The sequence below is a fragment of the Acrocarpospora macrocephala genome (assembly GCF_009687865.1).
GTDB lineage: Bacteria > Actinomycetota > Actinomycetes > Streptosporangiales > Streptosporangiaceae > Acrocarpospora > Acrocarpospora macrocephala.
Genome location: NZ_BLAE01000031.1, coordinates 102,564 through 116,530 on the forward strand (window position 1 = coordinate 102,564; position 13,967 = coordinate 116,530).

12 protein-coding genes are annotated in these 13,967 nt (G+C 71.9%); 5 read left to right on the forward strand and 7 right to left on the reverse strand.

The window, feature by feature from the left end; genetic code table 11:
* Positions 1 to 40 precede the first annotated feature (40 nt).
* Complete coding sequence (locus Amac_RS26090; protein ID WP_155357033.1) at positions 41 to 718, forward strand: copper homeostasis protein CutC; 678 nt, start codon at positions 41 to 43, stop codon at positions 716 to 718.
* On the opposite strand, the gene Amac_RS26095 is transcribed toward Amac_RS26090, so the two are convergent.
* From Amac_RS26095 to Amac_RS26115, 5 genes are all read right to left on the reverse strand, one after another.
* Complete coding sequence (locus tag Amac_RS26095; RefSeq protein ID WP_155357034.1) at positions 704 to 1,846, reverse strand: DUF6986 family protein; 1,143 nt, start codon at positions 1,844 to 1,846, stop codon at positions 704 to 706. The two genes, Amac_RS26090 and Amac_RS26095, sit on opposite strands and share 15 nt — an antisense overlap.
* Before the next feature lie 24 nt (positions 1,847 to 1,870).
* Positions 1,871 to 2,962: a helix-turn-helix transcriptional regulator gene (locus tag Amac_RS26100; RefSeq protein WP_155357035.1), complete on the reverse strand. Its 1,092-nt coding sequence runs from the start codon at positions 2,960 to 2,962 to the stop codon at positions 1,871 to 1,873.
* Positions 2,959 to 3,387 carry a hypothetical protein gene (locus Amac_RS26105; protein ID WP_155357036.1) on the reverse strand — a complete coding sequence of 143 codons (429 nt, stop codon included), beginning with the start codon at positions 3,385 to 3,387 and terminating at the stop codon, positions 2,959 to 2,961. Before Amac_RS26105 ends, Amac_RS26100 begins: the two co-directional genes overlap by 4 nt.
* A 67-nt stretch (positions 3,388 to 3,454) precedes the next feature.
* Positions 3,455 to 7,387: an nSTAND1 domain-containing NTPase gene (locus tag Amac_RS26110; protein ID WP_155357037.1), complete on the reverse strand. Its 3,933-nt coding sequence runs from the start codon at positions 7,385 to 7,387 to the stop codon at positions 3,455 to 3,457.
* 2 nt (positions 7,388 to 7,389) lie between these two features.
* Positions 7,390 to 8,691, reverse strand: a complete 1,302-nt coding sequence (locus Amac_RS26115; RefSeq protein ID WP_155357038.1) for an FAD-dependent oxidoreductase — start codon at positions 8,689 to 8,691, stop codon at positions 7,390 to 7,392.
* Between the two features lie 330 nt (positions 8,692 to 9,021).
* On the opposite strand from Amac_RS26115, the gene Amac_RS26120 reads away from it, so the two are divergent.
* From Amac_RS26120 to Amac_RS26130, 3 genes are all read left to right on the forward strand, one after another.
* Positions 9,022 to 9,477 carry a hypothetical protein gene (locus Amac_RS26120; protein ID WP_246268701.1) on the forward strand — a complete coding sequence of 152 codons (456 nt, stop codon included), beginning with the start codon at positions 9,022 to 9,024 and terminating at the stop codon, positions 9,475 to 9,477.
* 367 nt (positions 9,478 to 9,844) lie between these two features.
* On the forward strand, positions 9,845 to 10,528 hold the full coding sequence (locus tag Amac_RS26125) for a hypothetical protein (protein WP_155357039.1): 684 nt from the start codon (positions 9,845 to 9,847) through the stop codon (positions 10,526 to 10,528).
* Positions 10,529 to 10,586: 58 nt separating this feature from the next.
* Positions 10,587 to 12,326 carry a proline--tRNA ligase gene (locus Amac_RS26130; protein ID WP_155357040.1) on the forward strand — a complete coding sequence of 580 codons (1,740 nt, stop codon included), beginning with the start codon at positions 10,587 to 10,589 and terminating at the stop codon, positions 12,324 to 12,326.
* Here Amac_RS26130 and Amac_RS26135 read toward each other — a convergent pair.
* Positions 12,316 to 12,789, reverse strand: a complete 474-nt coding sequence (locus Amac_RS26135) for a ferritin-like domain-containing protein (RefSeq protein ID WP_155357041.1) — start codon at positions 12,787 to 12,789, stop codon at positions 12,316 to 12,318. The two genes, Amac_RS26130 and Amac_RS26135, sit on opposite strands and share 11 nt — an antisense overlap.
* On the reverse strand, positions 12,786 to 13,175 hold the full coding sequence (locus Amac_RS26140) for a hypothetical protein (RefSeq protein ID WP_155357042.1): 390 nt from the start codon (positions 13,173 to 13,175) through the stop codon (positions 12,786 to 12,788). Before Amac_RS26140 ends, Amac_RS26135 begins: the two co-directional genes overlap by 4 nt.
* A 235-nt stretch (positions 13,176 to 13,410) precedes the next feature.
* Between Amac_RS26140 and rimP the strand changes: the two genes are divergently transcribed.
* Positions 13,411 to 13,959 carry a ribosome maturation factor RimP gene (gene rimP / locus Amac_RS26145; RefSeq protein WP_155357043.1) on the forward strand — a complete coding sequence of 183 codons (549 nt, stop codon included), beginning with the start codon at positions 13,411 to 13,413 and terminating at the stop codon, positions 13,957 to 13,959.
* Positions 13,960 to 13,967 lie beyond the last annotated feature (8 nt).

Below are 13,967 nucleotides of genomic sequence, written 5' to 3' on the forward strand. Positions count from 1 at the left end.
GCCGTACGGCCCCGCAAACGGACCCGATAATGTTCGGTCCATGACCGGATCGCTGCTTGAAGTGATCGCGCTGGACGTGCGCGATGCCGTGGCCGCCGAGGAGGGCGGCGCGGACCGCTTGGAGATCGTGGCGGACATGTCCGCCGACGGGCTCACGCCGGCTCCGGAGACGGTCGCCGCGATCTCCAAGGAGTGCACGCTCCCGCAGATGGTGATGTTGCGGTCCAACGCGGGGTTCACGGTCAGCCCCGAGGAGCTCGACCGGCTGCGCCGCTCCGCCAGGGAACTGTCCGAGGCGGGGGCCGCCGGGTTCGTCTTCGGCTTCCTCGACGCGGAGGGCGCCGTGGACCGCGGCGCCACCGAGGCGCTGATCCACGCGGTCGCGCCGCTGCCGTGGACCTTCCATCGCGCGGTGGACTGGGCCGCCGACGTACAGGCGGGGTGGCGGGCGGTCCGGCTGCTGCCCAACCTGGCCACCGTGCTGTCGGCGGGTTCGCCGAAGGGCGTGGCGAGCGGGCTGCCGATCCTGCGCACCCGGGCCGAGGCCGGGGACGGCGCGCTGATCATGGCAGGGGGCGGCCTGCGGCGGGAGCACGTGCCGGTGCTGCACGATTACGGGGTCAAGGCGTTCCATGTGGGGGGCGCGGTGCGGGAGTCGTGGGAGTTGCCGGTGGAGCGGGCCCGGGTGGCCGAATGGCGGCGGCTACTCGATTCCTAGGCAGTGGTGGGCGCGGGTGAGCGCCGCGGTCATGGTCTTCACGGTGGCGGGTTCGTCCATGACACCGCCCTCCTGGCGCTGTTCGTGCCAGGCGCGGACGCGTGACTGATATTCGTCGTAGTGGCGCAGGTGGAAGGCGTAGGTGGTGGCGTAGCGGCTGACCAGGTGGGAGGGGTGCATGTCCCAGCCCTGGTAGAAGCCGTTGCCGAGCGAGTGCCGTACCAGCTGGGCGTGGCGTCGCCACAGGGCCAGCACGTCGTCGCGGGAGTCCGAGGCGGGCGAGGCGGCCAGCGAGCCGTCGGAGAGCTCGATCCCCTCCGGGAGCAGCGTCGTCTGCATCACGTTCCTGGCATGATCGCAGGCCGGATGGTCCAGCCGTTGCTCGTGCGGCGGCAAACCGCAGGCGGCGGTGTAGTCGAAAACCCCGAAATGCGCGGCCCGTAGCCGCCCTCCCGACGCCCGCGTGGCCTCGGAAAGGAACAACACCGTCTGCGGCGCTTCCACTTGCATCTCAAATCCCAGCGTCTGGTACGGCAAACCAAGCCCATCCTCCAATTCGTCCAGATATGTCGCGAATTGTCCGAGATAAGCTGACATGAGTACTTTTGGCAAGGTGACGGTGAAGCCCGCCGGGAGTTGTCCGATATTTCGGATTACGCCGGTGAGGAAACCGTCCAGGGTGCGGATCGCGCGGGCGGGATCGCCGTCGGCGAAGGATTTCACCCGCAGACCCCAGCGGCGGGGGAGGGAACCCGCCGCGTGCATGGCGGCGATGGCGACCGCCGCACGTTCGGTGTCGGCGTCCTCGTCGGGACGCACCCCGTAACCGTCCTCGAAGTCCACGCGCAGGTCCTCGATCGGCTCGGTGGCCAGCTTGGCCGCCACTCTCGGGAGGCCGTCGTGATCGAACACGGCGGCGAAGGCCTCAGGGGTGGGGAGATGGCGGTCCAGGAGCTCTGTCGCGGCCCGGCCCCAGTCGGCGGGGGTGGTCGAGGTCAGCCGGTCGGCCGGGACATAGACGGTGTGCACGGGCTGCCAGGGGAGGCTCGCCGTCGGATAGCGGGCGTGCTGTTCCCCGTGGGTCTCGGCGAATCCCGCGATCTCCACCGGGCCCAAGGTGGTTTCCATCCGGAGATCCTGGCAGATCGGGGGTCAGCGCGGAAACGTCAGCACCTCGGCCAGGTGGGTGCGGTCGTTGACGCCGACCTTGGCGTACAGGCGGTGCAGGTGGTTGCCGACCGTGCGGTGCGAGACGCCCAGCCAGTCGGCGATCTCGCGGTTGGTCAGGCCCCAGGAGGCGAGCTGCCCCACCTGCTGCTCCCGGTCGGTCATGGCGGTGTCGGCGGGGGAGAGGCGGTGGATCTGGTGCCGGGCGCGGAGCGGGCCCACCCATTCGCGGATCACGGCCTGGTACATCGGGTGCGCGAGCCGTACCAGCAGGGACTGGCCGCGCGGGCAGGAGGTGATCAGGCCGCGGCGTTCGACCCGGTGCACCGCGTCAGGGTTGCCCCGGGCCAGCAGCAGGGCGGCGTCGACGGACTCGTGCACGGCGACGAGCTCCAGCACGTCGCGCTCGTCCTCGTCCAGCTCGCCGATCTCGGCCCGCACCAGCTCCCGAAGGCACGGACTGAGCGGCAACTGCCCCCGCGAGCACCAGACCCCGTCCAGCCGGGCCAGCGCCCCCGCGGCCAGCGCGGCGGTGACCAGCTCGCGCAGGAAGCGCAGATCGCCCGCGGCGGCGCGGCAGAACCGTCGCACGGTCGCGCCCTCCACCCGGCCGCCCAGCGCGGCCGTCAGCAGGCGGGCGGCGTGCTCCTGCCGCAGCGGCGCGAGCTCCAGGCGGGGCAGATCGAGCGCGCGCAGCGGCGCGGGCACGGCTGCCTCGCCTCTGGCCACCACGACGACCTTGGCCTGGTCGCGGGTGACCAGGTGGTGCAGGAGCGCGGCCGAGGCGTCGTCGATCCGATCCGCGTCGTCGGCGATCAGCAGCAGCCCCGGGCCGAGCCACTCCGCCGCCCAGGCGAGCAGGTTGGCGTGCGGGGCGTCGGCCGGCAGCAGGTGCGCGAACGCGCCCAGCGCCACGCTGGGGCCGGTGCCGCGCAGCCGCAGGCCGCCCGCCTGGGCGGCCAGGGCGCTCTTGCCGACCCCGTGCGGGCCGGTGAGCAGCACGCCGCCGCCGGAGTCCAGCGCGGCGGCGAGGGCGGCGCGCTCCTCGTCCCGGCCCAGGAAAGGCCATCTGATCATGAGCCCACCACGAACTTCCAGCTGCCGCAGCCGGGGCTGCTGGAGGTCTTCGGCTTGTCGCAGACGCGCAGCTTCACGAACCGGGGGGACCGGAACTTGGCGATCACGCGCTGGCTGCCCGGGACGCCGACACGGTCGTCACCCGGGTCGAAGCCGATCCAGCTGCTCTTGGGGCTCCAGGAGATGTAGAGGTAGGCGGAGGAGCCTTCGCCGTGGCGGTCCTTGAGGGTGCCGTTGAGGGTGTAGAGGGTGCCGTCCTTGGTCATGGTTCCGATGAAGTCGTCCCGCTTGAGCGGGGCGCCGGAGGTGAGGCGCACCCAGGCGGAGTGCACCGTGAATGAGCTCGGGGCCGAGACGGCGGCCTCGGCGGGGAGGGCGGGGAACGTCAGGGATGCGGCCAGCAGCAGGCCGAGAGTCGTTCGCATGCTCCCAGTGCAGCCGCCCCGGCTTGCCAACCGCTCACCGAACGCTTGTCCCGCGCTTGCGCCCAGGTCAGGCGCACTGCCGCTGGTACGGGTACCCCCGCAGGAACGCGTCCCACTCGGCCACGGTGAGGTCACGCCCGGCCGCCGCGCAGACCCGCCGCCGGGCCGACTCCAGATCGAGGTCCCACCGGTGCACGGACCGGTCACTGGACACGCTCAGCAGCGCGCTGCCGTCGAAGGTCAGGAACCGGGAGGTGTTGTCGTACGGCCCGGGCGTGGTGCCGATCAGCAGCCCGGTGCCGCCCTCGTGCAGCGAGATCCGGCCATCCGCCTGGCTGCTGGCCACGAACCGGTTGTCGGGCGAGATCGCGATGCTGCGGTACTGCCCCGGCCTGGTGCGCGAGAGCACCCGCTGCGGCGCCCAGGTCCCGGAGTCCCACAGCGACAGCTGCCCGTCGTCGGCCCCGAAGGCGACCTGCCCGTCCCGGCCGAACCCGATCGCCGAGACCTCCGCGTCGCTCCTGGCCACCGCGAGCGGAGCCCGCACCTGCCTGCCACCGGCGTCCAGCACGGCGACGGTCCCGTTCAGGAGGCCGACCAGCAGCGTGCCGTCGGGTGTGTACGCGAGGACGGACGCCTTGGCCGGCAGTGGAACGGTGGCCAGGGTGGCGTTCGTACCGGTGTCCACGATCTCCAGCATCGGCCGGTCGGCGGTCGTGTCGGTCGGCTGGGTGGTGATCGCCAGCCGGGTTCCGTCGCGGGACAGCGCCGCCAGCGGGTTGAAGATCTTACGCGTCAGCCCGCCGATCACCTGCACGTCATCCGTGGTGGCCACCACGATCTTCCCCCCGCCCACCCCGGCCACGACCCCGTCCGCCCCGTTGAAGGAGGCCAGCGGGCGCTCGGCCGAGCCGGGGGTCAGGCCGAGCTCCCACACCTGCCCGTCCCTCGCGTAGACGGCGTTCGGATTCCAGGCCGCGCGGAAGCCGTCGATCCGGCCGTCGACGCCCTCGCCGATCCGTACGGGGGCGCCGAAACCGCGCTCACCGGTCAGGTCCCAGGTGAGGATGACGCCGTCCAGGGTGACGCTGACCAGGGTCCGGCCGCCTTCGGCGATCTCCGCCCCCGCCACCCGCCCGGCGGCCGGGAAACTGCGCAGCAGCTGCCGGGTGGCCGCGTCCCAGACGTTCACCCGGCCCAGGCCGTCGCCGGAGATCACCTCGGTGTTCTCGGCCGACCAGGACGCCCAGGTGATGTCGGTGCCGTACCGGACCGGGCCCTCCGGGCGGCCCGTCGGCACGTCCCAGATGGTGATCTGGTCGATCGCGGTGGTCAGCAGCGCGGTGCCGTCCCGGTTGAGGGCCTGGGTCTCGGCGGAGACGGTCGGCAGGTCGCCGAGCAGCCGGCCGCGCAGGTCGAGCACGCGGGTCCGGCCGGACACCGTGGTCACGGCCAGGTGGGCGAGGTCGCCGCTGGTGAACAGGCCGCTGTTGGTCTCGGAGTTGGGCAGCACCCGCTCGGATTCCGCATCCCAGACCTCGATGTGCTCGGCCACCACGGCGGCGATCGCGTCGCCCGCGACGAAGACGGCCGTGTCGGGGATCCGGCCGTGGCGGGAGCTCAGGTTGCGGGGGGTGGCCGTGGCGACGTCCCAGATCCGGACCGGGGTGCCCGGGCGGTTCATGGTGATCAGCCGCCGGCCGCCCTGGTCCAGCGAGATCCGGCGGACCATGGTGGGGCCCGCGTCGATGGGCGGGCCGACGGGGTCGAGCGTGGCGATGTCGTACACCTGGACGCGGCCCAGCTCGGAGGAGATCGCCAGCCGGCGGCGGTCGCCGCTGAGCGCCGTCGCGCCGACCAGCTCGGGCAGGGCCGGGGTGCCGCGCAGCAGGCGGGGATTGGCGAACAGCAGCGCCAGCAGGGTGCGCTGGGCGAGCGGGGTCGGATACATGCGCACCGCCTGGACGGCCAGCAGGCCGCCGCGGGCCGGATCGGGGTCGCTGACGGCCTGCGCGACCAGCCGTTCCGCGTCGGCGATCAGCCGGGCCTCGTCCGAGCCGGTCTTCTGGGTCCATCCCATGGCGGCGATGATCAGCACGGCCACCAGGGAGACGGCCATCGCCCGCAGCCGCCGGGTGGACCGGCTCCGCGACTCCCGCTCGGCCTCGGCCGCCGAGGCGTCCAGGAACTCCCGCTCCACCGCCGTCAGCAGCTCCGGATGCCCGGCCGCCCAGTCCAGCGCGCCGGACAGCCGCGCGCCCCGGTAGAGCTCGGCCGGGTCCCGGCCCCGGTCGGCCCAGTCCCGGGCGGCCGGGGACAGGTGGCGGCGCAGCGCGCGGCCCTCGGCGTCGGACTCCAGCCAGTCGCGCAGCCGGGGCCACTCGGTCAGCAGCGCCTCGTGGGCGACCTCCACCGTGTCGTGGTCGGTGATCAGCAGGCGGCGGTCGAGCAGCAGCCCGAGCACCCGGCGCACCTCCGGATCGGCCAGCTCGCCGATGGCCACCCGCCGCCGGACGAATCGTTCGCCGCCGTCGGCCAGCCGGAGGAAGATTGAGCGGGCGATCCGCCGCTCCGGCTCGGTGAGCGAGGCGTACGCGCGCTCGGCCATCCGCTCGATCGCGCCGCGCACCCCGCCGGAACGCTGGTAGGCCGCCAGGGTGAGGGTGCGGCCCTCGCGGCGCTCCCACAAGTCCAGCAGGGCGGTGGAGAGCAGCGGCAGCGAGCCAGGCTGGTCGTGGACGTCGGCCAGGAGCGCCTCGACCAGGCCGTCCTCGAGCGTGAGGCCGACCTGCCCGGCGGGCGCCTGGATGGCTTCGGCGAGCTCGTCCTTGGTCATCGGGCCGACCAGCACCTGGGCGTCCACGACCAGCCGGGCCAGCTCGCGATGGTCGGCGCAGCCGCCGTAGTAGTCGGCGCGCAGGGTGAGCACCACCTTGTGCGGGCAGCCGACCAGCGTGTCCAGGAACACCTGCCGCCGCTCGGCGGTCAAGGTGGTGAAAACCTCCTCGAACTGGTCCACGAAGACCACCGCGGGTTCCTCCGGCAGCGCCGCGGCCAGGTCCGGGGTGGTCGCGGGAGTCAGCACGACCTGCCGCCAGTGCCGCGACCCCGGCAGCGCCTCCCCGGCCAGCCGCGGCAGCAGCCCGGCCCGCACGGCCGACGACTTCCCGCTCCCGGACGCGCCGACCACCGCCACCAGAGGCGCGCGGGACAGGTGCGCGACCAGCTTGGCCACCAGCTTCGCCCGGCCGTGGAAGTAGGGCGCGTCGTCGCGCTCGAATCGGGCCAGCCCCTTGTAGGGGCAGGTGTCCCCCTGCACCAGCCGGGAGTCGTGGGCGAGCACATCCCGCTGGATCCCCGCCAGCTCGGGCCCCGGTTCGAAACCCTCCTCCAGGAGCGCTTCCCGGGCGCGCTGGAAAGCCTGCGCCGCCTCGGCCACCCGCCCCGACCGGTAGAGCGCCCGCATCAGCTGGCCCCACAACTTCTCCCTGGTCGGATGCCGCAGCAGCAGCTCCTCCAGGTCCGCGACCAGCTCGGCGCCCTGCCCGGCGGCCAGCCGCGCCTCGTTGCGCCGCTCCACCGCCTCGCCATGCAGCGCCGCCAGTCGCTTGCGCTCCGCCTCCAGAAAGCTGAAATCCGCGTACGGCTCGCCGCGCCACAACGCCAGTGCCTCCGCCAGCAGCGGATCGGGATCCTCCGCGGTCCGGGACCGCGTCACCAGCGAGGCGAACCTGACGGCGTCCACGTCGGCGCGCAGCGCGTATCCGTGCGGCACGGTAAGCACCACCTCGCCGGGCAACGCCCGCCGCAACCGGGACACCGACGACTGCAGGTTGCCCTTGGACGCGAAGTCCAGCCGCCGCAGGATCGTCTCGGTCCTGACCGGGCGACCGGCCTCCGCCGCCAGCAGGGCCAGCACCTCGCGCGGCCGCCCATCTAACGGCACCGGAGTTCCGTCCGACAGGACCTCGAACGGCCCCAGCACACGGATCTCCAGCACGCTCACCTGCGGTCGGCACCACCGAACGCGTCCAGCATGGCCGCCCGCCCGACCAGCTTCACCTTCTCGCCCCGGTCCAGCGTCCTGGCCAGCTTCTCCTCCGCCGCCTCGATGGCCAGCCAGTCCTGGTACGTCACGGGCCGCACCCCCCGCGCGGCCAGCAGGTCATCCAGCGTCGGCCGCGAAGGCTGCGGGGTGACCTCGGCCAGCAGGGTGCGGACGGTCTCCGCGGCGTCGGACTTGTTGGTGCCGATCACACCGGTCGGGCCACGCTTGAGCCAGCCCGCCACATACTCGCGGTCGCGGACCCGGCCCGCCTCGTTGGGGACCGTCATGCTCCGCTCGGAGAACGGCACGCCCGGCAACGGCACGCTGCGGTAGCCGACCGAGCGCAGCACCATGTCGGCCGGGATCGTCTCGAACTCGCCGGTGCCGACCACGCGGCCGTCCTCCAGGCGGGTGCGCTCCAGGCGGATGCCCTCCACCCGGGAGACGCCGAGGATCTCCACCGGGCGCAGCCAGAACCGGACCTCCAGGCGTCGCGGCCGGTCCTGCGGGGGGCGGGTGGACCAGGACTGCAGCACGTCGACGTTGCCGCGGATCTGGCGGGACAGGTCGGTCAGGTCCTCGACCGCCACCTCGTCCGGAAATGTCAGGATGTCGGCGTTCAACAGCTCGCCGAGTTCCCGCAGTTCCTTGAGGGTGAACTTGGCGTGGGCCGCGCCCCGGCGGCCGATCATGTGGATGCGCTTGACCCGGGACTCGGCCAGCGCGGTCAGCACCTGCTCGGGAATGTCGGTGGCGCGCAGCTCGTCGGCGGTCTTGGCCAGGATCCTGACCACGTCCACGGCCACGTTGCCGACACCGACGACGGCCACCTCCGCCACGTCCAGGGTGAAGTCCGGGGCGTCCGGATGCCCGCAGTACCAGTTCACGAAGTCGGTGGCGGCCACGCTGCCCGGCAGATCCTCGCCCGGGATGCCCAGCTGGCGGTCGACCATCGCGCCGGTGCAGTAGACGACCGCGTCATAACAGGCCAGCAGGTCCTCGACATGGAGATCGGCGCCCAACTCGACCCCGCCGAGGAAGCGCACGCCAGGAGCCTCCAGGACACGCCGCAGGTAATGCGCGATGGACTTGATCGAAGTGTGGTCGGGAGCCACGCCATACCGCACCAGGCCATAAGGAGTCGGCAGACGTTCCAGCACGTCGACTTCGACCGGCCCCGCGGACTGTTTCGTCAAAGCCTCCGCGGTGTAGATCCCGGCGGGACCAGAGCCCACGATCGCCACACGCAACGTCACCAGAGCCTCCAAGACACGGATACTTGCGATTCTTCACCCATCCAACCGCGCACGGCCAGTGCCGTCTCCCCCCGACGCGACGGATCGTGCCCGCCCGAGCATTTTGTCGATCTTTCCGAGACGAAATCCCTAGAAACCCGCGACCGTTCCACCACGGAGGCCGTGCTGGGGCTCGTGAGCTTGCGCGGTGCTGTTGGGCGGGTTGCGGGTTGCGGGGCGGAGGGGGTTGGGTTGGGCTTGTGGGATTGTGTGGTGCTGTGGGGGAACGTTCCGCTACGGAGGGAATTGGGGCTTGCGTGGGGGTGGCGCGCGCGATCACAGTTGTCTCCCGTGAGTTCAGGGGCGAAGAGGCGGCGGCAACACGCCAGAAACCCACGTGGCGGTCCGGCCGAAGGGCCCGGCGACGCCGTGCGCTATGAGGCCTTCGGCCGCGTGCTGGCCGCGCTGGCCGCCGAGACCGACGCCATCGACTCCTGCCGCGACCTCAGCTGGTGGCTCGGCGCCGACCACGCCTGGAACATCGAATGGCGCGACGGCCCTTACGCCCATGAACTCGCCGCCCTGCTCCTGGACCGCCTCACCGACTCCGGCCTGGACGACCTCGCCCACCACCCCGGCAACAGCACCCTCCAGGTCCTCGGCACCCCCTTCGTCCTGCACGCCGTGGACCCCCTGGGCCTGGACCGCATGCGCACCCGCCCCGGCCTCTGGCGCCTCTCCCAGGCCCTCGACCCACTGCACCACACCTCCGCCCGCCGCCCCTGGGAAGAACTCCTCGGCGGCTGACCTACTTTTTGGCCAGTTTGCGCTGTGTTGGAATGTCATCGACCCATTCATTGTTGACAGGGGTAGCATGACCGTTTCGCCAGCGGCGGGAGCGGCCCGTTTCCCCGACGACCGGGGCGGGGCCTCGATGACCGGGGCGGGCGCAGCCCGAGTCCGGCGCTGACGGGGGCGGGCGGAGCCCGAGGGGAAACAAAGGGCTGGGTGGGTGGGAGAACCACCGCATGCGCAGGGTCCCGTACTGAGGACCCATAGCCGACGCACTTGATCAAGTGATTGATCGTTTCATCATTAAAGTGTGTCGCTATCAGTAGTTAAGTAGTGACTGAATATAATTGACCTGCCACGTGCGCATTGATCGGGGGATCGAGTGGCCTGGGCTTTTGGTAAGGCGAAGCGGGACGGCAGAGCCGGCGAGATCGGCCCTGACCAGGAGTATGTCGCGCTCGACCGGCGGGAACGGCGGATCCAGTGGTACATGCTGTCCGCGCTGATCCTGGGCGTCCTGCTGGGTGGTCTCGGCGGCAGCCTCGCCGACCGGGTGCCCGGCTGGGCGCTATCGATCTACGACCCCTTCATCTTCATGGTGCTGATCGTGGTCGTCGGCAGCCAGGCCGTCAGCTTCGGCTGGTCGCTGGTGAACGGGGCGCTGGCCGCGTTCGGCAGCCTGGTCGGCCAGCTCATCGCCAGCGTGGCCGCGCACGGCATCTCGCCCTTCGACGGGCTCGCCGGCGGGGCCGGCGGGTTGAACATCCTGCTGCTCGCCCTGGTGGCGCTGGGCCCGCTGTCATACGTGGCCACTCGCGAGGACCGATGGGGAATCGCCGCCACCGGGCTGTCCGCCGGGGTGATCCTCGGCGAGGCCGCGGAAGAGCTCGTGCTCCTCGCGAACGGGCAGCCGTACCAGGGCTGGCAGGCGGCGGTGGCCACGTCGGTGCTGCTGGCGGGCGTGATCCTGCTCGTCTTCCGCCACGAGACCCTCAGCCGGCTGTGGGCGCTCCTGGTCGCGCTCACCTACTCCGGCTCGTACGGCGCGCTCGTCCTCGCGCTCTGACCTCCAGGAGTCGATAGCCTGTACGTCATCGAGACGAGCCACGAGTCAAGGAGTAGCCGTGCTACTGCGTATGTCGACCCTGTTCCTGCGCACCCTGCGTGAGGATCCGGCGGACGCGGAAGTGCCGAGCCACAAGCTGCTCGTGCGCGCCGGATACGTCCGCAGGGTCGCCCCCGGCATCTACTCGTGGCTGCCGCTCGGCAAGATCGTCCTGGAGAACGTGGCCAGGGTCGTGCGCGAGGAGATGAACCGGATGGGCGCCCAGGAGGTGCTCTTCCCCGCGCTGCTGCCCCGCGACTACTACGAGGCCACCGGCCGCTGGACCGAGTATGGCGACACCCTGTTCCGCCTCAAGGACCGCAAGGGCGCCGACTACCTGCTCGGCCCCACCCACGAGGAACTGTTCACCGACATGGTCAAGGGGGAGTACTCCTCCTACAAGGACTATCCGGTGACGCTCTACCAGATCCAGACCAAGTACCGCGATGAGGCGCGTCCCCGGGCGGGCATCCTGCGCGGCCGCGAGTTCCTGATGAAGGACTCCTACTCCTTCGACCTGGACGACGACGGCCTCAAGCGCTCCTACGAGCAGCACCGCGAGGCCTACATCAGGACGTTCGAGCGCCTGGGCATCGAGGTCAAAATCTGCTTCGCCACCTCGGGCGCGATGGGCGGCTCGGCCTCCGAGGAGTTCCTGGCCCCCAGCCCCACCGGCGAGGACACCTTCGTGGCCTGCCACAACTGCGGCTACGCGGCCAACGCCGAAGCGGTCACCACCCCCGCGCCCGCCGCCCGCACCGGCGAGCGGGAGCCGCTGAAGGTGCTGGACACGCCGAACACCCCCACCATCGAGACCCTGGTCAACCACCTCAACGACGCGCACGGCCTCGGCATCACCGCCGCCGACACGCTCAAGAACGTGGTCGTCAAGGTGGTCACGCCCGGCGTCAAGGAGCCGGAGACCCTGATCATCGGGGTGCCCGGCGACCGCGAGGTGGACTTCAAGCGGCTGGAGGCGTCGCTCGCGCCCGGCGAGCCCGCCATCTTCGAGGCCGCCGACTTCGCCAGGCACCCCGGCCTGGTCCGCGGCTACATCGGCCCCCAGGTGCTCAAGGAGCTCGGCATCCGCTACCTGGTCGACCCCCGCGTGGTCGACGGCACCGAATGGGTGACCGGCGCCAACGAGCCGGGCAAGCACGCGGTGCACGTGGTCGCCGGGCGCGACTTCACCCCCGACGGCACGATCGAGGCCGCCGAGATCAGGGCCGGGGACGCCTGCCCGGTCTGCGGCTCCGGCCTGTCCATCGACCGCGGCATCGAGATCGGCCACATCTTCCAGCTCGGCCGCAAGTATGCCGACGCCGCCCAGCTGGACGCCCTCGGCCCCGACGGCAAGCCGATCCGGATCACCATGGGCTCCTACGGCATCGGCGTCTCCCGCGCGGTGGCCGTGCTCGCCGAGCAGCGCCACGACGCCCTCGGCCTGTCCTGGCCCCGCGAGGTCGCCCCCGCCGACGTGCACATCGTGGCCACCGGCAAGGAGAACCAGATCGAGGTGGCCACCGGGCTCGCCGAGGAGCTGGAGGCTCGCGGCCTGCGGGTGCTGCTCGACGACCGCGCCGGGGTGTCGCCCGGGGTCAAGTTCAAGGACTCGGAGCTGCTGGGCCTGCCCACGGTGCTGATCGTCGGCCGCGGCCTGGCCCAGGGCGTCGTGGAGCTGCGCGACCGCGCCACGGGAAGCAAGGACGAGATCCCGCTCGACGAGGCCGTCGGCCGCGTGCTGGCCGTTACTGGCTGATCGTGACGGGCGGCACGGGGGTCGGGTCGGTCACGCCGGGCGTGGCCTCCACCTGACCCTCGGCGGGCATGCCGGGGAACGCCGGGATCGCGGGGCGCCAGCCGTACCCGCGGACCGCGCATTCCTGCATGGCCAGGGCGGCGAGCCGGCGCAGGTCGGGGTCGGGGTCGGCGGACAGCTCCAGGTAGGCGGCCAGCACCCCGTCCTCGACCTGGGTGGCCAGCCGGACCGCCTGCGCGGGCGTGCTCACCTCGAAGGGCAGCTGGTAGGTGGGGCCGGGTTCCGCGGGTTTCTCGCGGCGCTGGGCGATCAGGGTGCGCAGCTGGTCGCGCCTGGCCCGGTGGGCGTCGAACGCGGCGTTGGCGCGGGTGCGCAGGTTGCCGGAGGTCCTGGCGCCGACCACGCCGTAGGCGTACACAGCGGCGTGCTCGGCGGCGAGCGCCCGGGCCAGGGCCGTGCTCATCGGAGCCGTCCGAGGGCGGCGGCGTGCAGCGCCTCGCAGGCGCCGATGCTGCACAGCAGCTGGGACAGGACCGGCGAGGCGTCGGTCAGCTGCCGCGACCTGGCCGCGGCGGCCTTGCGCTCGGCGTCGCGCAGGAAGGCCACCGAGACGTCGGGGGCGGTGCTGGCGACCGGCGCGGGCGACCCCGGCGGCGCGGACGGGGCGTCCTCGGGCAGGTGCCGGCGGAGCGCGACCAGATGGGCCAGATGCCGCTGCTGGAAGGGCCGCAGGGTGGCGGCGAGATCGGCGTCGGAGAGGGTCGCCTGCTGGTAGAGCGAGACCATCTGCTCCTTGGCCGCGATCACCCCCGTGAGCAGCACCGTTTGCGGGTCAAGCGGTTCCGGCACGGCCGTTTCCGTGCCAGGCGAGGCCGCGCAGCCTGCGAGCGCCAGCCCGGCGGAGGCTCCCAGCAGAGCCCGCCGGGAAATCACCGCAGAAATCCCCGTAGCCCGGTCCCCGCCGCTCCTTGCCGTCACGAAGTCTCATCGTACGGCTCGGCGGGCAGTGCTGCTCTTTCCGCGCCCTTGTGTCGATAGGCTGTGGGCACGTTGGGCGAGGTACGCCCGTGAATGGGAGGTCGGCATGGGCAGCGACGCTCGACGCGACCGCCTTGTGGAGCTCCTCAGCCCGGTGGTCGCCGCCGAGGGGCTCGATCTGGAGGACGTGACGATCACTCCGGCGGGCAAACGCCGGCTCGTCCGCGTGGTGGTGGACCGGGACGGGGGCATCAGCCTGGACGACGTCTCCGAGGTGAGCCGCTCGGTGTCGGAGGAGCTGGACACGACGGACCTGCTCGGTGGCAGTCCATATGTGCTGGAGGTCACCTCGCCGGGCGTGGACCGCCCGCTCACCCAGCCCCGCCACTGGCGGCGTGCGCGGGGCCGGCTGGTCAAGGCCGAGCTGCGGGACGGGGCCGCGGCCGAGGGCCGGATCCTGCTGGTGGACGACGCCGGCGTGGAGATCGAGGGCGCCGGGCGGTTCGGGTACGGGGACCTGGTCAAAGGCAAGGTCCAGGTGGAATTCCGTCGGCTGGACGACGAGGATGACACCGACGTAGAAGACATAGAAGACATCGCCGACGAGGACGACCTCGGAGCCGACGATGGCATCGCACATCGCGATGAGGGCTAAGGGGGAGC